Source organism: Acidobacteriota bacterium, assembly GCA_038040445.1.
Classification (GTDB): Bacteria; Acidobacteriota; Blastocatellia; order UBA7656; family UBA7656; genus Onstottus_A; species Onstottus_A frigus.
In genome coordinates this window covers 1-20713 of record JBBPIG010000003.1, presented here as the reverse complement: position 1 = coordinate 20713, position 20713 = coordinate 1, and the positions used below count along the sequence as shown (strand labels likewise).

Here is a 20713-nt window from a genome sequence, read left to right as displayed (position 1 = left end):
TTCTGTCACCAGCAGTTCGTTTGATACGGGAGGAGAATGCATGTGCAGAACCGCCTCGAAGACCTTTGCTTTGTTAGTCGCGCTCTCATTGTCGAGCATCTACTTTCCACACGTCATCGCGCAGACCCAAAACACAGGAGCTATTCAAGGGCGCGTATTCGAAGCGACAACCCTCGATCCTTTGCCGAGCGCCGTTGTCACAGTCACTCACGAGGAGATTGGGATCGAGCGCACAACGGTCAGTAACGATCAGGGAATCTATTACGTCGGGATTCTACCTGCGGGCAGGTACCGAATCACCGCCGCGAAACAGGGGTATGAGAACGACGCCGATCCCAGGAACTCCTCGATAACCAACTTTCTCATTCATATCACCAATACTGAGCGCGCGGACCAGCCGCCCCCAATCATCCTGAGAAAGGCGGGCGTGGCCGCGCCCCCTCCGGTGACTCCACCTCCGGGTACACCTCCGCCGACAACCAGGCCGCCAGCGACGCAACCACCGCCAACGCCCAGACAGGCTTCAACAACGGATGAGTCGGATGTCGCCTTGTTGGCCAACACGTCGAACGCTACCAGAGGTGGAAACTTCGACGAGAGATCCTTGTTGTCTCTGCCGTTGCCCGGTGTTCGCAGCTTCGATGACCTTGCATTCCTGGTTCCCGGCGTCGCTCCGCCGCCTCTGTCCATCGGGACAAATGTCGGACCGGGCATCGGGCCGGGCGTCGGCACAACCGGGCAATTCTCGGTCAATGGATTACGCAGCCGCTCGAACAACTTCACGATTGACGGGTCGGACAACAACGATGAAGAGGTAGGCGTGCGCCGCCAGGGATTCACGTCGCTTGTGCCACAGTCCATTGAGAGTGTGCAAGAGTTTCAAATCTCCACGCTTTTGCCTGAACCACAGTACGGGCGCAACATGGGTGCCCAGGTCAATGTAGTCTCGCGCTCCGGAGGCTCGAGCTTCCACGGTACTCTCTACGGATTTTTGACTAGCAAGGGTTTAAGGGCTCAGGATACGTTTGACCTTTCCGGAGGGCCGGCAAGTTACACGCTCAGCGGCAACAACGGCAACACGGCATTCCTCAACGGCTCACCGTTAACAGTTCCCAATCCCGTCGATGGGAAGAATTCATACACGCGTGGGCAATACGGCCTGGTCTTCGGCGGTCCCCTGGGAGCACGTACCCGCTTCTTCGGCTCTGTAGAGCATCAGGACATCAACGCGGCTCGCGAATCTCACTTTGCGGTGCCGACCGTTGACGAACGTGGCGTCTTTAGCTCAGGAGGCACGGGGCTCAGGTTGGTAAACGGCGCTCGCGTACTTCCGGCGTCGCTGACCGGGAATTCGTTCTTGAGCCTCTTCCCGTTTCCAAACAACCCACTCGGCCCCTATCGCAAAAACACGTTCACCGAGATCCTTCCGGCGAGCGCCGATGGCACGATTTACTCAGTGAAGCTGGATCATAATCTGAAAGCCTTTGGCAGAGACCACAGTCTGACCGGCCGTTACAACTCCACCGATGATGACACGATTCTACCGGTAACCGGGGAAGCGCTTTTCTCGAGCCTTCGGGCGCTGGTAATCACTCGAGACCTCGCGGTGTCATTCAATAGCGCGATCTCTTCGGCCACTGCAAATCAGTTTCGCTTTTCTTTTGGAAGGACCGATCTGAGATTTAAGGAGGTTCGGGATCCGTTCCTGCTGCCATCGAGCACATTCCCCAATGTGCCGTTCCTTCTGAACGCGCGGCTTCTGTTCAACGCTACCATCAGCGGGACTCCCACATTCCTCCAGGTCGCGAGCGATACAGAGAGCGGATTTGGCCCTATCCCGGGCGTTTTTGCGAGTACAGGCACGGGTCCGATTGGGCAGGTCAAGGCTTCGGGCTTCAGTCCGCTGGGAGTGGATGTCTTTAACTTCCCGCAGGGAAGGACTAACAACACATTCGAGTACGCCGACACGATAATAACCAGCAAGGGCAGACACAGGCTCACAGGCGGGTTCGACATCCGCCAGACTCGCCTCAACAGTTTTCTAGATCGGAATTTCCGGCCGCTTGCCGTCTTCAGCGGCGCACTCGACTTTTCCGATGAGCAGCTAGCCATGAGCTTCGGTAACCCTGTGCCGTTTTATTTCGGCAAGGACTATCTTGCAGCAGGCGCGGCCACGGGGTTCTTCCAAACCCTGACTAATGGCAATGTCGATTCAAAGATTCGGCTCAGGTACTGGCAGAACGATTTCTTCTTTTCGGATCAGTTTCGCGTTCGTTCTAATCTGACTCTCACCCTTGGTTTGAGATACGAACTGAACACGGTGCCAAAGGAGGCCGACCGCCTTATCGAATCTACTTTTGATTCCTCGGAAGTGAAAGAATTCGAGGCGACCGAGAAAGCGGCATTCGGCCGTTCCGGTCTCGAGCAGTTCCTGGATGGGCGCAAGAACATATTCAAGTTGGACAAGAACAACTTCGCGCCTCACGTAGCTTTTGCCTGGGACCCGTTCGGTCGCGGCAAGACTTCCGTTCGGGGCGGCTACGGCATCTACTACGATCAGATTCTCGGCGCGGTCATCAGCCAGTCCCGCAATGTGTTCCCCAGCTTCCTGACCATCAACCTTGGAGGGTTCAATACAAACTTTGACTTGAACGATCCCGAGGGAAGCGCAGCGGTGTCGCACCCGTTTGTCGCAGCCAACCCGTCAGCGCTCTTTGCGGTCAAAGGAACTTTGAACACGTTTGACACTAAGACCGGCGGTGCCGTTGCTGGCGTGCTGGCAGCCTCCTTATTAACCAATCTTGCGGCCGGACCCGGGTTCGTTCTTCCTTCGAACGATTTGGTGACGCCATATTCGCAACAGTGGGGACTCACGCTCGAGCATCAGTTCGGCAAAGACTTTCTGGTTTCTGCGGCATACGTGGGAACCAGGGGCGCTCACCTGCTAAGGTTTGCGACACCGAACCTTGGACCGAACGCCATACCGCTGGTAAACCAGGCTCTGGCGCAAAGCGTTCGCGAGCTTCCCAATGTCTTATTCCCGGTCCTCTTTGGGCAAAGCATTCCACCGAATATTAACCTTCAAGATCTGAGGCCGTTTCCCCTGCTCGGATCGTTCAATTCAATTGAGTCGGACGCCAACTCGACATACCACAGTCTTCAGCTCCAGCTTATCAAGCGATTCGCGAGACGAGTTCAATTCACGACAGCCTACACCTGGTCGCACGCAATAGATGAGGTGTCGGATCTGTTCGATCTCGAGGGCGCGCGCGCGTTGCCGCAAAACAGCTTCGATCGCAGGGCCGAACGCGCCGACGCAAACTACGATGTGCGCCATCGCTTCGTCTATAGTCTGATCTGGGATTTGCCCGTCTTCGAACAGAACAAGATCCTGGGTGGTTGGCAGGTTGGCAGCATTGGGACCTTCCAGACCGGCCAGCCCTACTCGGTGTTGTTCTGCTGCGATCTGAATCTCGACGGTAACCTCACGGATAGAGTCGACCCGGGATCTGGACCTACGAACCCGAGCACAGGTAGACGCAATGGCTTCAGAGCGCCGGGAGTTGCAACGGTCGATCTGTCGGTCAATAAGTTTTTCAGATTCAATGAGAGGCACAAGCTCGAGTTCCGAAGCGAGTTTTTCAATGTGTTCAACAGAACAAACTTCGGTATTCCGGTGCACCAACTGTTCTTCGGAGGCTACACGATAGAACCGGGCACTGAGGACAACCATCTGTTTGTCGACACGAGAGTGCCTAAGCGCACGATTCAATTTGCGCTCAAGTATTCTTTCTAAACAAAAGCTCAGCAGCCGAGCGGACGAACCCGCGTAGTGGTCCGCTCGGCGATTCACGTGCTTCCGAGTGAAGGGCTAAGTGCTTGCGGCCCAATTACACATTCGCTATACTGCCGCGCGAAGAAACAAGCGCGTAGCTTGTAACGCAATGCCTCAAGTTGAACGTCGCTTGGATTGAACACGCTTCAGGAGGATAAGATGGCAATCCGGGATTTGGTTCGAAAGTATCGAATCACCAGAACGATCGCAGCGCTGATTGCAATCGTGATGGTCGCCCTCAGCGGACACTCTCTCGCCTGGTTAATCCAATCCGGTCCCGTCCCCCAAATCACTTCGGAAACCGCGCTTTATGACCCGGACGGCGGCAGACTGATCATCAAAGGCCAGAATTTCCAGAAGGGCGCAACCGTTGCCCTCAATAACGCGCACGGCTCGATCAGCTTTGCTCGCGCCAAGGTAAAAGGCTCGACAAAAATCGTCATCTACGAGGTTGCGGCCGCAGATATTACCGAAGGGATCGACGTAACCGTCACCAATCCGGATGGTACTGCCTCGGCGATGGTTCACATCACGGTCGAGATCGCCGCCGACGAGAGCAAGCTCACCGCCGACGACGTGAAGAAGATAATCTCGCAGGCGGCAGCTCAGGCTGACGCAAGTGGACTGAAAGTCACCATCGCGGTCACCGACAAGGAGGGCAACATCCTTGGCATCTTCAGAATGACTGGCGCCCGCAACGATATTACGATAGGCGGCGGCAGGCGGTGCTCTGGGAGCAACACTATCAACAATCCGATCTGTGGACTCGACGGGCTGCGCCTCGGTGTGCTTCCAGTCTCGGACGGTGCGACTCTTGCCGCTATCTCAAAGGCGGTGACCGGCGCGTTCCTCAGCAGCCAGGGCCACAGCTTCACGACTCGCACTGCAAGCTTCATCGTGCAAGAGCACTTCCCGCCCGGCGTCAATTTCCAAACAGGCGGTCCGCTGTTCGGCGTCCAGTTCTCGCAGTTTCTTATCTGCAGTGATATCAACGCTCGGTCACCGCTGGGGCTCGCCGCGGATCCAGGAGGAATCGCGCTCTACAAGAATGGGATCCAAGTCGGCGGAATCGGGGTTGAAGGCGATGGCGCTTACACGTTAGACCTGGACCCGGCAGATGACGATCAACCAGTCGAGGAACTGATCGCGCGCGCTGCCACTCGAGGCTTCGAAACACCACCGGAGATTCAGGGCGACAAGATCATCGTAAACGGTATCAGATTTACGTTCGTCAACACGCCGATGCCGCCGCAAACTCAAGCTACGCCCTTCGATCAATTGAGCGGCCAGGTCGTAACCCTTGGGGCTCTCGCTCCCGGGATCAGAGACGCCCAACCATCCAGGTTCACTGTTGCGACCATCGATTCCTCCGCACCGGCGGGGCGAGTTGACAGCCGGTTCTTTCCTTTCAGCGGGGGCTCGGTGTTGAGCAAGAGCGACGTTCAACAGATCATCGCTCAGGCAGCCAGGCAAGCGTTCATCACCCGAGCGGCTATTCGACAGCCTTTGAACAGCGCGACAGAGGTTAACATCTCAGTGGTCGACGTTGACGGAACGGTACTCGGAATCTTCAGCACGATCGACGCGCCGATATTTGGCTTCGATGTTTGCGTGCAAAAGGCCCGCACGGCTGCCTTTTTCAGCAAAGCGTCGGCGGGCGCCGATCTTCGCTCGCGAGGAATGGGACGCTACACTGACGCGGCGAGCAAGGACGGAGTGAAGCTCGACGGGTCCGTTGCCTTCTCCGACCGGGCGCAAGGCTTTCTCGAGCGCCCATTCTTCCCGGACGGAATTGACGACACGGAAAACGGACCCTTTTCTGTTCCGATTGAGGACTTCAGCCCGTTCAACGACGGCTTGCAGCTCGACCTTTTGCTTGCCGCGATAGGGAGGTTCGTCACCACCGGAGCCTTCAGCCCCGCGGATTGCACCGGCATTTCGAGCCTCAAGAATGGTATTCAGATTTTTCCCGGGAGCGTGCCGCTATTCAAGAACGGCCGGCTTGCGGGCGCCATTGGCGTAAGCGGCGACGGCGTGGATCAGGACGATCTGGTCTCCACGATGGGAAGCGCCGGATTTGAAGCGCCACTGGACATTCGCTCCGACCGGGTCTTTGTTCGCGGCGTCCGGTTGCCCTACGTAAAGTTTCCCCGGCATCCCAATCGCTAGCGCAACGAAAAAGAGGAGGTCGAAGCGCCGAGAACCGGCGCTCCGGCCTCCCTGATAGCCTCCCTTCGCAATTTGTGCTTCGCGCGGCTTGCCTCGCATCATGACGTTGGTTTGTTAAGAGAGACTTCCGCTCCGCGTTTGTGATTGACAGCCCTAGGGATTCTGATAGACTCGCTGCGACTGCCAAGAGTTTGAGCGGGTGCTGAACTTGGGTTGTGAGTCCACCTCGCCGCTTTTAGCTTTAAGCCGGAGCCTAGCGGCTTACTCTGACAACGTTGATCATCACAGGAGAAGCAGATATGAAGCCTAGTATTGTTTGTTTCCTCATCATATGTATTTTCTTGGTTTTTTGTGTGCTGCCCTCTACTTATACTGGAGGAATAGGATCTACTATTAGCCGGCTTGAGGGCCCCGCTTACACCAATGAATCTCCGCATAGTGCTGCTGGCGCGCAGCTTCGGGGGACAATCGATTCTACCTTTGTACCTCAATCCAAAAACTCATGTAATGGGACCAGCCCCGCTTGGGATTTCAAGGTTACCGTTGCAGAAATAGGAGGAGTGGGCGCTACTATACAAAATCTCAATTTGACTTTCTATGACAATAACTTCAACCAAATAGGTTCTCGAAATAATACAGGCGCTGAATTTGCCGGCTTTGTTGCTAATTGTGGTCCCGGTAGCAACCGGATTCCGGCGTTCGCGCAAGTGTGTGCGAATCTTTGTGTCGGCTTGAATGGCCGGCAAAGTGGCTACGTGGCATTGACTATTTCCGGTACCAGCGACGATGGTTTCCCTACAGGCGCCTGCTTTCCCCTGATCACTTTGCTAGGGCCTGATCGGACTCAGGGAGCGGATTTATCGATAACTAATTCTAGTTCCGCTGGCGAGGTGCCCAGCGGAGCCCTGCTAGTTTACTCAATCAAAGTTGCCAACGCCGGACCGGAGACTGCGACCGGTGTTACCGTTACAGATTCTGTACCGACCGGGACGACCTTTAATGCCGTTGCGATAAGTCAGGGGGGATTCACGGCACCCCCGGTGGGCGGGAACGGCGTGATTGCTTGTTCTTTAGGAGCAATACCTTCCGGTTCCTCGGCATTGGTCTGGCTGGTTGTAAAGGTCACGGCACAGCCGGGTACACAAATAAAGAATACCGCGAGCGTTGTCGGCACGTTAAGCGATCCAAACCCGAGTGACAACGTGGCAGATGAAACGGTGAGTGTCGCGCCCGAACTACCGGGATTGCCTAAATCTGATTTATCTGTAACAAGCACAGCTTCTTCTGAATCTGCCGCCCCTGGCGAACAGGTTACGTATAACATTACCGTGAGAAACGCAGGCCCGGACGCGGCTGCCTTTTTTACCCTCTTTGACATACTTCCTGTCGGCACAACCTTCTCCTCAATAAGCGCGAGCAGGAGTGGTTTCATAACGCCTAGAGTCGGTTCCAGCGGCGCGATCATAGGTGGCACCGGTCTTCTCGCAGGCGAATCGTTCACGATCGCGATAAAGGTTAATGTTCTTACTCCGGCCGGCTCGGTCCTGATGAATAAAGTTGAAATTATTGATGGATCTGTTGGGGAGAAGTTTCCTCGGGCAGTTTGTTCAATACCGCTTCAGCTCTCGGGGTCGGACGATCCGAATGACGATAACAATACAGCAGTTGATCGGAAATCAGTTCGAGGCGGGGGCCTAGTAGAACTCTCTTGGGTGCTGCAACCGTCGACTCTATCGGACCCTACTCCCGCCCCACGAGACCTGAGGGTGAACCCCGCTTCATCAGCGTTCGCTAACTCGGATATATTTGGTAGCGAATCTCTTGGCGATACTTTTGTCTTCCCTCAGGCCACATGTACGCTGCAAGGGTTTAACATATATCAGTCGAATACCCCACTGGTGCAAACAATACCAGCGAATCTAGTCAAGATTATTACGGCCGTTGGGGCGGCCTTTACAGCGATATACAAGACCAATATTCCTGTCGCGGCGATTGGATCCTTCTACGCTGTAACCGCCGTCTGGCGCTGTAGTACATCCAACGAGGTAGAAACAAATCCTGGTACTGGGGCCGGTGTGCCAGGTGGGCCTGCCTTAGAGGAGATAGAGGTTTCATCCAGACTGACAATCAGAGGGAAAGGATTCAGTGACCCTCTCGAAATCTTCGTAGATGGAGTTAGGTTTAAGAAGCCAGCGCGCCTGAAGAACGAGTCGGTAGTTATCCAGAAGGGACCATTACTTGGTGGCAAGAGTGTGGCGGAGTTACTAGGACCCGGAAAGACTCCCCTTTTAACGATTCGCAATAGCAATGGCGGAATCTCAAGCACTTTGCTCACAGCCCAATGAAGAGTCGCGATCTGGAATGCATGGTTGAACAGGCACGATACGGAGATTTATCAACTAATAAGCCCGCCTAGGCGCGATGCTAGTGGAGCCTTGGAGAACGTGTGTCCGACTATTTTTCAGGACACACACCACCACCCACTACCTTGCCCCTGGCCGGCCTTGAACGCTTGTCCACGTCAAGGAAGACGGATAGACAGACCCGGTCAGTGTACGAATTTGCGCCGAGCAGAGAGCCCACTGGTTGTAGCGCCTATCTACTTCAAAATTCAAACTGGCAGTCGGTTTGTGCTTGCCCGTCTGCGCCACCTCTAGGAAACAGGCGGCGCCTTCGCGAAACCTTCCTTAGAAAGGAGAATGTTACTTTAGAAAGGAAAAGAGATTGAAACGATCTGGGAGTCTGAGGATTGAGTATTCTTGAGGAGTGTGGCCTAAGCAAAGAAGTCGACGCCTGCGGAGTTTTCGTTCTCCGCAGGCGTCTTCTAGTTTTAAAGAGGAAACGTTGGCGTGCTCGCCGGTGCTTCATTCCCCTTTTCTTGATTTGAGCTTACTGCCCGACTATGTCGCCCTTCATCCCGCCTAGCGCTCCAAGAAGCTCGTTCTTCTCAGTCGCACCGACGTTGAACTTGTCCAGCGCTTTCACAAGGTCCTCAACCAGCGCGGTGAAGTCTGCGTCCGTAATGCCCATACCCTTGTGAGCCGGCTTCATGGCTTTGCCCGTATACTTGCAGGGTCCACCGCTCGCCTGGCAGATTTGGTTTATAAGGTTCTTCTTGAACTTCGCAAGCCGCTTCGGATCCTTGGCCGTGTCGGCAAAGAACTTGTTGATCCGCGTGTCAGTTGCGCAGTTGTTGACAAACTCACCGACGACGGCGGTGATGGCCTTCTTACCCCCGAGCCGGGAGTAGAGCGATTTTGCCTTCTTATCCTTCGCCTCGGCGGATGCGATGCTGAAACATCCCATTGCCACTGCCGCCGCGATCGCGACTACCATCAGTTTCTTACGCATACAGTTTGTACTCTCCTTCTTGGTGATTAAATGATACCGGCTTCGAAGCCGCGTCTTCTTCCAAGTCGAACTGTTTCGAGTGTACTAGCCACGCGTCTCGATAGCAGCCGACACACGCACTATCAAGCGATCGGATAATGCCATTCGGATCAAGAATCCGCGTCAGATCGCGCGGGAAATTGGACCACTCTTAGTTTCAAACTCAGTTTACGCCAGCCGCAGCGAAACGGATTCAAGCGGCTCAACAAAAGCCTTGCGCTGAGTGCCCACGACCCTTGTCGGGGACAAGTCTCTCACAAACCGCCCAAGCCACAAAGCACAAAAGACGGGGCAATCGAACGTTCCCAAGCCAGATTCGAGTTCAGGGTTCGTAGTCCCGCCTTCAGGCGGAAGCTCGTAGCTCGATTGGCGGAGACGTCGTTTCACAAACTTCCGCCTGAAAGCGGGACTACGAACCCTGAACGGGAGCTCCTCATGAAGAAGGGCGAGGCTGGAACAGAAAGAAATCGTGCACCGCTCGGGCAATTTCGGCTATCCCTCGTTCGCGGGCGGCGGTGTCCTTCTCAGATGACTTTACGAACACCGCAATAGCTACGTGCCCGGCGTTGTCCGGAAGCGCAATGATCCCGACATCGTTTGTACTCCCGCCGATCGTCCCGGTCTTGTGCGCGATTTCGGTTCCCTGCGGGATCAGCCCTTTGAGCCGCATATCACCAGTCCTGCACCTGCGCATGATGTCCAGCAATAGGGCCGAGCTCTCTGGCTTTAGAATGTTTTTGTGATAGATCTGCTCAAGCAGAGCGGCCATACCATCCGGAGTCGAGGTATCGCGAGGATCGGTGTCGAATTTCTTCGCCGCGGCCTTTTGGTCTTCGGGCTTCACCGCCGAGAACGCTACGAAGAAGACGACCGGGTTCCACTGATCCTCCGGCGGAAGACTCGTAACGCCCGCCCGGTCGGCGATCAATTGCGCGGTCGAGCGATTCACGCTAATCCCATCGATACCCAGAGATCGCATGCGAGCGGTGACCGCGTCCGCTCCCCCAGCGGTGCGTAGTAAGACATCCGTCGCGCTGTTGTCGCTGATCAGAAGCATCAACTCCATCAAGTTTCGCACTGACAGCGCCAGCCCGCCTTTGTTAAACAGGTCGCTAAGCGTTCCGCTGCCTGGATGCAGATCGCTCTGCTTGATATCGATCATCTGGTCGAGTTTCACTTCGCCCTTGTCGATTCGAGTCAGAAGCTGAACCGCGATCGGGACTTTGAATGTGCTCGCCATCGGAAAGCGATCGGACCCGTTCATTGATACCCGGCGGCCTGTTTCGAGATGGATCGCAGTTACGCCAACGACGCCGCCCGATACCGCCGACACTCGCGCGATTTCGCGCTCGAGTCTTTGAAGCGCAGGATCACTCGCCGCACGCGAGCTGGTAGCTGTTTGCGCAAAACAGGTAGCGCTCAGCAATAGCGCCAGAACCAGGGACAAACTGATCATGGTTCTCCGCTCTAGAGTTTCCGTCTGTCTCATTGTTATTCCTTTCGGTCTTCTTAGGCTGCCGCGAGGACTCCAAGCATACCAAGAGACTTGGAATCTCTCCACAGCCCGGGTTGCGGGTGCGCGTCAGATTTTCTCGCATCACCTCTGATGTGCAAAATCTGACGCGCACGCCCAAGGCTTTCCACTTGACAAGGCCCGGCTCGGATTCCATATTCTCCGCTTCTATGTTGATCGATATGTAGAACGGGGGCTTTCATGAATCATCGCACTTCACATGCCAGGCGCCGCACTGCTGTCGTATTGTGCTGCGCCCTGCTCACGGTCTCAGTGGTTCTGCAAGGCGAAGTCGTTTCGCCGGCAGCGCAGTCCGACTACGACGTCGTGATCCTTAACGGCCGAGTCGTCGATCCAGAGTCCGGGCTCGACGCAATCCGCAATATCGGCATCAGCAACGGCATCATCCAGGCCATCACCGAGAAGAGCTTAAGGGGCCGCATAACCGTCCTCGCAACCGGACTCGTTGTCGCGCCGGGCTTCATCGATCTGCACTCGCACGGCCAGGATCAGGAGAACTATCGCTTCAAGGCGATGGACGGAGTGACCACCGCACTCGAGCTTGAGGTCGGAACCGGCAACGCGGAGAAGTGGTATGGCGCGCGTGAAGGCAAGGCGTTAGTCAACCACGGCGCGAGCATCGGCCACATTCCGGTGCGCATCGCTGTGATGCGCGATCCGGGCGCGTTCTTACCAAGCGGAGATGCCGCGCACAAGGCCGCCTCGGACTCGGAGATCGAAGAGATGAAGCGGCAAATCGAGCAAGGCTTGAAGCAAGGCGCGCTCGGGGTCGGCTTCGGCATCAACTATACCGCCGCCGCTTCGCATTGGGAGATTCTGGAGATGTTCCGCGTGGCCACGAAGCACGCCGCGCCGTGCTTCGTGCATATGCGCTACGCTGGTTTGAAGGAACCTAACAATAGCGTCCGCGCGCTTGAAGAAGTACTCGCGGCTACGGCGACTACCGGCGCGCCGCTGCACGTAGTTCACATCAGCAGCATGGGTCTTCGCGCGACTCCGCTCCTGCTTCAAATGATCACCGAGGCGCAGTCGCGCGGTCTCGACGTTACGACGGAGTGCTACCCATACACGGCAACGCAGACAAACATCGAGTCTGCCATTTACGATGAAGGATGGCAGGAGGCGCTGGGCATAGACTACAAGGACCTGCAATGGGTAGCGACCGGTGAGCGATTGACGGCCGAAAGCTTTGCGAGGTATCGGAAGACAGGCGGCGGCGTCATTGGCCACTCGATTCCCGAGGAGATCGCGCGAATGTCAGTCGCGAGTCCGATCACCATGATCGCCAGCGACGGAGGTCTGCAAAACGGCAAGGGCCACCCACGAGGTTCAGGCGCCTATGCGCGCGTGTTAGGACGCTACGTGCGCGGCGAAAGGGCGCTGACTTTAATGGATGCCCTGCGCAAGATGACCATAATGCCTGCCCAAAGACTGGAACGCCTCGCGCCGATGATGAAGAATAAGGGGCGCATTCGAGCCGGCGCCGACGCCGATCTCACGATATTCGACCCCGCCCTGATCATCGATAGATCGACCTTCGAAGAACCGGCAAAGTATTCTGAGGGCATCAAGCATGTGTTGGTCGGCGGCGTGTTTGTTGTGAAAGATGCTAAGCTCCAACAGGGCGTCAATCCAGGCCGGGCGATTCGGGCGCCTGTTACCGCGAAATAGCTAAAGCAAGGTTAAGGAGTTCGTAGTACCGCCTTCAGGCTGAAGTTTGTTTCATAGTCTATCAAGTAAACGGGTACGAACTTCCTTCATAGGAGAAAAAGCTTTGCCGAAGAGTCGAAAACGAAAAACCAGCCGAGGCGGAAAATCATCCCGCACTAGCCATTCCTCAAAGAAGCAATCTCAACAAACGACCAAAAGAATCGCTGTCTTCACAGTCATCGCGCTGGTAGCGGCAGGTCTGCTCTTTGCAGGGCTATTCGTCATACTGCAAGGCTCAGCCCCTGTCGCCGGCTCTCAAGTGACCACGGCATCCGGACTAAAATACATCGACGAGGTTGTCGGCACAGGAGAAAGCCCGAAGCCCGGTAGAAATGTGACTGTGCACTACACCGGCACACTTGAAAACGGAACAAAGTTTGACAGCTCAGTCGATAGCGGCCAGCCGTACACCTTTCTCATCGGCACCAGAGCGGTGATCGATGGCTGGGATGAGGGCATAATGACGATGAAGGTGGGCGGCAAGCGAAGACTGATAATTCCACCCAACCTTGCCTATGGAGCCGCCGGACGCCCACCAAAGATTCCGCCTAACGCCACTCTCATATTCGAGATAGAGCTGCTGGGTGTGAACTAGCCGTGACGCTCGTCAGGCTTTCGACGTGAAGAAATCATTGCTGCTGATCGGCGCGTCCGTTCGCGCTCAGCTACGCTGGGCGCGGCAACATGTGTACGCGTGGCTCATACTGGCGCCGGTTGTTTTGGGAACGACCTACTTTACGGCCTTGCGGCTAGCCGAGAATCTGCCTGACTGGCAACCCTCGCCTCTGATTGCCATCACGCTTGCGACGCTTTTCAACTTAAGCCTCTTCGGATTGAGCCTTTCACGCGCCAGCGCGGAAATCTATCACCTGCGCCGTCCCGAATCCTACTTCGACTCCCTTCCCGTTTCCGCGGCAGCGCATATGCACGCGGCCCTGGCGACGCGGGTCGCTCGAACCCTGGCAGTCGCAGCCGTGGCGTTGATCGCGCGCGCGTCGTTCAGCGAAATCGATTCGATTCGCGCGCTTGATCTTCCTCTGCTTCTTTCTTTGGTAGCCATCATTTCGCTCTCCGAAACGCTGGCCGCGCTCAACTGGATTCACTGGGGGCACAAGAAGAACACGGGTGCGGCAATCGCAGCGATTCTTGTTTTGTTGTTCAACGGAATTCTTGGAGGTTCACTGCTGACGATGGTGCTCAAGCCGGCGATGTTTTCATCACGCGCTCACCTCTGGCTATCTGCCGCGTCTTTCGTCTGGATTCTGACTGTCTACTATCTCGCCCATCGTTTGAATGAACGGTGGCGTGGTCCGGACATCGAATATGCCAGGCGGCTGCAACCGTCCAACCGCTCAACCATCCCGATCGCCGACTCTATTTGTCGAAGACTCTCACCTTCGGTTGCGGCGCAGCTCGCGCGCGATCTGCAACTGACCGCTCGCGCATTCTCGTCGGCAGTGTACGTAGTATTCGCAGTCACCGCGCTCTGTACACTGGCTCTGATAGCTGCGCTCACAACGGACTTCCTGCCCCCGGCCATCCGCGAAACTGCGTGGCTCGACGCGACGTGGCTGCCGCCGGTAGTGGCGATCAAGATAGCTTGCGTATTGACCGTCGTCACGTTAGCCGCGTTGTCACCGGTGCTGGTAGCGTACGAGCTGCCGCACATGTGGCTTGAACGCGCAGCCGGAACGACGGGTCTCGACCTCTTGCAAGCGAAAATCTGCTATGCGCGGTTTGTTACAACACCCGCGCCGCTCATGATTTGGTGTGCAGGCATCCTCACTGGAAATGTCCCGATGTTCTACGCGCTCCCGCTCCTTGCTGAATGTCTCTGGTTGTGGTGGCTGGTAAGCTCGCTGATTGGCGCGCTGTCTTTTGAGATGCCAACTCGGCCGGATCTGGCGATCATCGTGCTTGGCTCGCTCGCATTGGCGTTGGGACTGCTGGCCGCAATGCTGTGGCCCGTCGGTCTTGTGGCTTATCCGCAGGTGATGCACTCTCTCCTTGCGCGAGGGCGCCAGCGAGCGCGCTACTACCTGATCACGGAGGCCGAGTGAGCGATACGCTCGTAGCAGTCGAAGGCGTGACCAAGCGTTATGGCGATGTTGTTGCGGTCGACAACGTGAGCCTGTCGATACTGCGCGGTGAGGTTTACGCGCTTGTCGGGGCCAACGGTGCGGGGAAATCGACTCTTCTGAGGATGCTTGTCGGAATCACCGAGCCGGACGCGGGGCGGGTGTTGGTCTGCGGTGAAGACATCTCGCATCGCGCGCCCTCAACGAGAAAGCATCTGGGCTATCTGCCCGAAGAGCTGATCCTGTATGAACACCTGACGGGAAGAGAGTACCTGGAGCTGGTTGCAGGGTTGAAGGATGCCGCCTCGACGAGGATCCCGGAAGAGCTGAATTTTTTCGAACTAGACCCGGCTCGGAACAAACTCGTGGGGGGATATTCGCTGGGCATGCGGAAGAAGCTCGGGCTCGCGGCCGCGATGCTCGGCGCCGCCGAGTTGCTCATATTGGATGAGCCACTCAATGGATTGGACGTCGAGATGATGCGCAAGCTGAGGTTTCGCATCGAAGACGAGCGCCGCGCCGGACGCGCCGTATTGGTTGCGTCACATGTCATGAGTTTTGTGGAACGAATCAGCAGCCGCGTAGGCATAATGAGAACCGGCGTATTGGTTGCCGAAGACTCTCCGTCGGCGCTTCGAGCCGCCGCCGGAATGAGCGACGCGCCGTTCGAAGATGTGTTTTTCCATTTCAGCAGTTGAAACTCCGAAGCGCAGTCCATTGGGACTGCGGCGGCACCTCGCTACATTTCACTCGGGCGACATCTACGCCGCCGCTTTTGCTTCGCAGTCGAGACGGTCCATTTTCAAAAAGCGATCCAGCCTCGGCCGCAGCCAAAGCGCCGCCGCTGTCAGCGTCAGTGCACTTCTCACTCAAAGGCGGCGCAGTCAATATGGACTTGGGGACCCCTTCTTGAAGCGGCGCAAGACTGATGACACATATCGTGAGATAATTCTGGCGCCAAACCGAATACACTCTGAAAGCGAGCGACAAATGAGAGTCAAGATCATTCTCGCGCTGTTCTTCGTAGCCAGCATCGCTGTAGGCTCAGCACAAACCGGTAATGTCCCCGCGCTCAACTGGACCGATACCACGCGCGATGTTTACGTCGACAATGAGCTCGATCGAGGCGCTCAGGTTCTAACGAGCGATTCGCCTTCGCGGCTTGCTCTGCTCTCGCCAAAACTCGAGTCCGCGATCGTGCTGGACGTGGCCGCGCATACGGTCGGCACTATGTCGAAGGACCTCTTTCAGTTCGGAGCCGACCGCACGACTGCCACGTCTGAAGCAGCCGGCGCGATCAAGGCTGTTGGCAAATTCACCCGCGTGGATGGGCCCATCTATTTCTTTGTCGTGGACGGAAAGCCGGTGCTGATTCGCGCGCATCCAGGAGCTACGGGCGAGCTGACCATGGACAAGCTCTGGGAGACTGTCCCGGTTTGGCGCTCGGTTATGAAAAACTATGAGCCCAACGCTCTAGCAGTCGCCGCGATCAAATCCAATGACAAGGACACGACCGTCACGGTTGCGCTGGGCACGTGGTGCCCGGACAGCAAGAACTACATTCCCAGATTGATCAAGGCACTGGGCGCCGCCGCTAATGACAAGATTCAAGTCAAGCTCATCGGCATAGACAATCAGTTCCGCGAACCGGTTGATACCGTTCAGCCCCGCCGCATCACTAACGTTCCTACCGTGATTGTCGAACGCGGAGGGCGCGAGCTCGATCGCATAGTCGAGACCCCGGCGGCGGGGACAATGGAAGAAGATCTTGCCGCGATACTCAGCGGAAAGCACCCGGTCAACAACGGGCGATCGGAGCACGGACCAAAGATAGCTAGCGGCGCTTATTCATATCGTGATCGCGACGGCAAGCAAATCGGCGCCGAACAGTGGGAGTTGTTCAGCACCTCAGAGGGCGGCTACCTCGTTCACAGCCGGATAACCATGGGCGAGCTGACGACTGAGGTCTTCCACCGCGTGGACGCAAAACGCCGGCTCTCGTTCGCTGAAATAACAAAGCTCCAGGGAGATGACCGAACCCGCACCCGATTCAACGTCGACGGCAAAACCATGACGGCTCGCATGCGAGGGAGCGTTTCCGGAGTGATATCGCAAACGCTTGAAGTCCCGCAGCGGTTCTTCCTCTCATCGCCGTCAATCGCTGCGCAAGGCTTCGTGCAGCCGCAGGACGGAGATCGCTATCAGATTTCCAGTTATGCCACTCCGCTAGAGTTTGATAAGGCGCTGGGCACGCTGGCCACGGTCAATTGTGAAGCAAAGGGTGACGAATCGATTCGCACACCGGCCGGGGAATTTCGCGCGCGACACCTCACACGAAGGTCCGAGAAGGAAACATCCGAGTGGTGGCTACATAAAAAGCTGGACGTTCCAGTGAAAGGACAAAGCTCAGGGGTGGAATTCGTGTTGACCTCGCTCGAACTATTCTCGAACAGGTGAGCGCTTCACTTCTCCCGTTGCCTCACGTAAACATCTAGTCGAAATGATGATCGTTGCCTCAAGTAAGAATCTAATCGAAATCGGGTGCGCGTCAGGTTTTCGCGCATCACCTCTGACAGAGACTGTGAAAACTTCGGGAATACCACCCACGGCATCATCAACAACAAATCCGCGACGCCGCCGGTAAGCCTGGTTTGAAAGAGCCGAAGTTCTTCGCGCCGCTCCTCGACGCTTTTGTCCGAGCGCTACCGCGGACGTACAGAAACGTCGAGGCGAAAGAAGGCACGCTTGTAGCTTTAGCGATATCCGGCGACGCCGGCGGCCGATGGGTTCTGTTGCGGGAGAACGGCGCTTGGGGTCTCTACGTCGACGTCACGAAACCCGCCGATGCCGAAGTTGTGATAGATCAAGACGTCGCATGGAGATTGTTCACCAAAGGCATCACCAGGGCCGAAGCTCTCGGCAAGGCCACCCTCATCGGCCACCAGTCGCTGGCAGCGAAGTCGCTCGATATGGTTTCGGTTATTGCCTGACGAGCGAGTCAGTCGCTTTGCTTGACAACCACTGCGCCATCCACTATTCGATTAGTTTAGCTCTTCTCAATAGTTTCTCACTGTGAACCACCGCTTCGTTTCAAGACGGGAGATCCAATGGCGACAAAGTACATTTACCTCTTCGCGACCGGTAAAGCTGACGGGCGCGGAGATATGAAAGACCTGCTGGGCGGCAAGGGCGCGGGGCTGGCCGAGATGACCAATGCGGGGCTGCCTGTTCCGCCCGGTTTTACCATCACCACCGAAGCTTGCAACGCGTACTATTCCGCGGGCGCCAAGTTCCCCGAAGGCCTGTGGGGCCAGGCCCTCGGCGCGATGCTCCAGATCGAACGCGCCACCGACAAGAAGTTCGGCGATCCTTCCAATCCTCTGCTCGTATCGGTCAGGTCGGGCGCAAAGTTCTCGATGCCGGGAATGATGGACACGGTATTGAACCTCGGTCTCAACGACGAAACCCTCAAAGGCCTGGCCCGTCTTACCTCGAACGAGCGGTTCGCATACGACTCTTATCGGCGCTTCATTCAGATGTTCGGCAAGATCGTGCTGGGCATCGATGGAGACCTATTCGAGCACGCTCTTGGCGCCGCGAAACAGAAGGCTCGCGCCAAGCTCGATACCGATTTGTCGGCGAACGATCTGAAACGCGTGTGCAAAGACTTCAAGAAGATCGTCAAGGACCATACAGGCAAGCCGTTTCCGACAGATCCTTTCAAACAGCTCGAAGAGGCTGTGAAGGCGGTTTTCCGTTCATGGAACGGCGACCGCGCTAAAGCTTATCGGCGGCGCGAGAGGATTCCCGATGGTCTCGGCACTGCGGTCAATATCCAAACGATGGTCTTCGGCAACATGGGTAACGACTCGGGCACCGGCGTGGCCTTCACTCGCAACCCGGCTACTGGAGAGAAGAAACTGTTCGGCGATTATCTTACCAATGCGCAAGGCGAAGACGTGGTCGCCGGCATCCGCACTCCCAAACCGATCGACGAGTTGAATCAGGAAATGCCGAAAATCTACCGCCAGTTTGTCGAAGTCGCCAACCGTCTCGAACGCCACTATTGCGACATGCAAGACATCGAGTTCACGATCGAGCGCGGCAAGCTTTGGATGCTTCAAACGCGAAACGCAAAGCGCACCGGTCCGGCAGCGGTCAAGATCGCGATCGACATGGCCCGCGAAGCCTTGATCGATGAACGCACCGCCGTGCTTCGCGTCCCGGCCGGCGATCTCGATCAGTTGCTTCACAAGATGATCGACCCGAAGGCCCAGGTTAACGTTCTCACTCGCGGCATCAACGCCAGCCCCGGGGCGGCAAGCGGCCGCGTCGTGTTCACACCCGAAGAAGCCGAAGCGTGGGCCGCTGAAGGCAAGTCCGTCATCCTGGTTCGGCGCGAGACTTCACCCGAAGACGTGCGAGGCATGGACGCCGCGCAGGCAATTCTAACTTCGACCGGCGGACCTACCAGCCACGCTGCCGTGGTCGCGCGCGGTTGGGGCAAGCCTTGCGTCGTAGGCGCGGGCGAAATCGCGATCAACTACGACAAGAACGAATTCACCGTTAACGAAATACGCATTCGACGCGGAGACTGGATCACCGTTGACGGCACCAGCGGCCGGGTGATCGAAGGACAGGCGCCGCTCATCGATCCCGAGCTTGGTGATGATTTCAGGACCTTGATGAAATGGTCAGACAGGTTCCGAACCATGCGCGTTCGCGCAAACGCCGACACGCCCGATGACGCAACCGTCGCGCGCGAATTCGGCGCTGAAGGCATCGGGCTGTGCCGCACCGAGCATATGTTCTTCGAAGGCGATCGCATCGACTACGTTCGCGAAATGATTCTCGGCTCGCTCGACTACAAGAAGCTCGAACGCGAGCTTGCGGTGATCGAAAACGAATTGCGCCGAGCTACCGCGCCGAAGAAAGTCGAGGAACTCAGCCGCGCGCGCAGGAAGCGAAAACTGCAAATCGAAGAGCCGAAGCGGATGTACAAGGGCGGGCTCGCGCGCTTGCTCAAGCTGCAGCGCAAGGACTTCGAGGGAATATTCAAGGCGATGGATGGACTGCCGGTGACGATTCGCACGCTCGATCCGCCGCTCCACGAGTTCCTGCCTCACGATGAAATCGAAACGCGCAAGCTGGCGCGAAAATTCAAAGTAAAGCCGCAGCATCTGTGGGAGCGCGTGCAGTCGCTTCACGAAGCGAACCCGATGCTCGGGCATCGCGGCTGCCGATTGGGAATCGTCTTCCCCGAGATAACCGAGATGCAGGTGCGAGCGATCTTCGAAGCAGCGGCCCGCGCCCAGAAGAAAGGCGTAAAGGTGCTGCCCGAAATCATGATCCCGCTGGTCTGCGACGTGAACGAGTTGAGGCTACAATCCGAAATCGTGCGCCGAGTCGCTCAGGAAGTAATGGACGAAACCAAACAGAAAATCGAATACCTGGTCGGCACAATGATCGAGCTTCCACGCGCGGCGCTCACCGCGGACAAGATCGCCCAGGAGGCGGAGTTCTTTTCATTCGGCACGAACGATCTGACTCAGACGACCTATGGAATCTCGCGGGACGACTCCCCGAAGTTCCTGCTGAACTACATCGAGAACCGGGTCTTCAATGAGGACCCATTCCAGGTACTCGACCAGGAAGGCGTCGGCCAGTTGATAAAGATCGGAACTGAGCGCGGCCGCGCAACCCGTCCCGATTTGAAGGTCGGCATCTGCGGCGAGCACGGAGGCGAGCCTTCATCGGTGGGCTTCTGTCATCGAATCGGCTTGAGCTACGTGTCCTGCTCGCCGTTTCGAGTGCCGATCGCTCGATTGGCGGCGGCCCAAGCAGCGTTGGGGAGCGAGCAAGCTATCTCGCATACCGCGTGAAAGACACCGTCAGGAGTCTCCTGTCCATAGCCAACGAGCCAGCGAAAGCCCGTCCGGACTCCGTCAGGAGTCTCCTGTCCATAGCCAACGAGCCAGCGAAAGCCCGTCCGGACTC

The 20713-nt window shown here is 56.8% G+C and carries 13 protein-coding genes; 10 read left to right on the top strand and 3 right to left on the bottom strand.

All coding sequences use genetic code 11. The annotated features are described in order from the left end of the window. Positions 1–40 precede the first annotated feature (40 nt). The 3 genes from AABO57_03875 (at position 41) to AABO57_03865 (ending at position 8349) form a co-directional block, all read left to right on the top strand. Positions 41–3796, top strand: a complete 3756-nt coding sequence (locus AABO57_03875; protein ID MEK6284856.1) for a carboxypeptidase-like regulatory domain-containing protein — start codon at positions 41–43, stop codon at positions 3794–3796. Positions 3797–3994: 198 nt separating this feature from the next. Further along, complete coding sequence (locus tag AABO57_03870) at positions 3995–6004, top strand: heme-binding protein (protein ID MEK6284855.1); 2010 nt, start codon at positions 3995–3997, stop codon at positions 6002–6004. 299 nt (positions 6005–6303) lie between these two features. Further along, positions 6304–8349 carry a DUF11 domain-containing protein gene (locus AABO57_03865; protein ID MEK6284854.1) on the top strand — a complete coding sequence of 682 codons (2046 nt, stop codon included), beginning with the start codon at positions 6304–6306 and terminating at the stop codon, positions 8347–8349. 544 nt (positions 8350–8893) lie between these two features. On the opposite strand, the gene AABO57_03860 is transcribed toward AABO57_03865, so the two are convergent. From AABO57_03860 to bla, 3 genes are all read right to left on the bottom strand, one after another. Next, positions 8894–9355 carry a group 1 truncated hemoglobin gene (locus AABO57_03860; protein MEK6284853.1) on the bottom strand — a complete coding sequence of 154 codons (462 nt, stop codon included), beginning with the start codon at positions 9353–9355 and terminating at the stop codon, positions 8894–8896. Between the two features lie 207 nt (positions 9356–9562). After that, on the bottom strand, positions 9563–9781 hold the full coding sequence (locus AABO57_03855) for a hypothetical protein (protein ID MEK6284852.1): 219 nt from the start codon (positions 9779–9781) through the stop codon (positions 9563–9565). A gap of 46 nt (positions 9782–9827) precedes the next feature. Then, entirely contained in the window at positions 9828–10850 is a 1023-nt protein-coding gene (gene bla, locus AABO57_03850) for a class A beta-lactamase (protein MEK6284851.1), read from the bottom strand. 258 nt (positions 10851–11108) lie between these two features. Between bla and AABO57_03845 the strand changes: the two genes are divergently transcribed. The 7 genes from AABO57_03845 (at position 11109) to ppdK (ending at position 20598) form a co-directional block, all read left to right on the top strand. Further along, on the top strand, positions 11109–12599 hold the full coding sequence (locus AABO57_03845; GenBank protein MEK6284850.1) for an amidohydrolase family protein: 1491 nt from the start codon (positions 11109–11111) through the stop codon (positions 12597–12599). A 238-nt stretch (positions 12600–12837) separates the two neighbouring features. Further along, positions 12838–13233: an FKBP-type peptidyl-prolyl cis-trans isomerase gene (locus tag AABO57_03840; protein ID MEK6284849.1), complete on the top strand. Its 396-nt coding sequence runs from the start codon at positions 12838–12840 to the stop codon at positions 13231–13233. A gap of 25 nt (positions 13234–13258) precedes the next feature. Next, positions 13259–14698 (top strand): hypothetical protein, encoded by a 1440-nt coding sequence (locus AABO57_03835; GenBank protein ID MEK6284848.1) that lies wholly within the window; start codon positions 13259–13261, stop codon positions 14696–14698. Beyond that, the gene (locus AABO57_03830; protein ID MEK6284847.1) at positions 14695–15414 is read left to right on the top strand and encodes an ABC transporter ATP-binding protein; all 720 of its coding nucleotides are present in this window, start codon (positions 14695–14697) and stop codon (positions 15412–15414) included. The genes AABO57_03835 and AABO57_03830 overlap by 4 nt, the downstream gene beginning before the upstream one ends. Positions 15415–15706: 292 nt before the next feature. Beyond that, entirely contained in the window at positions 15707–17173 is a 1467-nt protein-coding gene (locus AABO57_03825) for a thioredoxin family protein (protein MEK6284846.1), read from the top strand. A gap of 194 nt (positions 17174–17367) precedes the next feature. Beyond that, positions 17368–17706: a hypothetical protein gene (locus AABO57_03820; protein ID MEK6284845.1), complete on the top strand. Its 339-nt coding sequence runs from the start codon at positions 17368–17370 to the stop codon at positions 17704–17706. A gap of 117 nt (positions 17707–17823) precedes the next feature. Then, positions 17824–20598, top strand: coding sequence for a pyruvate, phosphate dikinase (ppdK, locus tag AABO57_03815; protein MEK6284844.1), 2775 nt, complete (start codon positions 17824–17826; stop codon positions 20596–20598). Positions 20599–20713 lie beyond the last annotated feature (115 nt).

What these genes read in the sequence shown, in the direction of transcription:
- AABO57_03875 (MEK6284856.1), top strand. Translation starts at nt 41, where the DNA reads ATGTGCAGAACCGCCTCGAAGACCTTTGCTTTGTTAGTCGCGCTCTCA.
- AABO57_03870 (MEK6284855.1), top strand. Translation starts at nt 3,995, where the DNA reads ATGGCAATCCGGGATTTGGTTCGAAAGTATCGAATCACCAGAACGATC.
- AABO57_03865 (MEK6284854.1), top strand. Translation starts at nt 6,304, where the DNA reads ATGAAGCCTAGTATTGTTTGTTTCCTCATCATATGTATTTTCTTGGTT.
- AABO57_03860 (MEK6284853.1), bottom strand. Translation starts at nt 9,355, where the DNA reads ATGCGTAAGAAACTGATGGTAGTCGCGATCGCGGCGGCAGTGGCAATG.
- bla (MEK6284851.1), bottom strand. Translation starts at nt 10,850, where the DNA reads ATGATCAGTTTGTCCCTGGTTCTGGCGCTATTGCTGAGCGCTACCTGT.
- AABO57_03845 (MEK6284850.1), top strand. Translation starts at nt 11,109, where the DNA reads ATGAATCATCGCACTTCACATGCCAGGCGCCGCACTGCTGTCGTATTG.
- AABO57_03825 (MEK6284846.1), top strand. Translation starts at nt 15,707, where the DNA reads ATGAGAGTCAAGATCATTCTCGCGCTGTTCTTCGTAGCCAGCATCGCT.
- ppdK (MEK6284844.1), top strand. Translation starts at nt 17,824, where the DNA reads ATGGCGACAAAGTACATTTACCTCTTCGCGACCGGTAAAGCTGACGGG.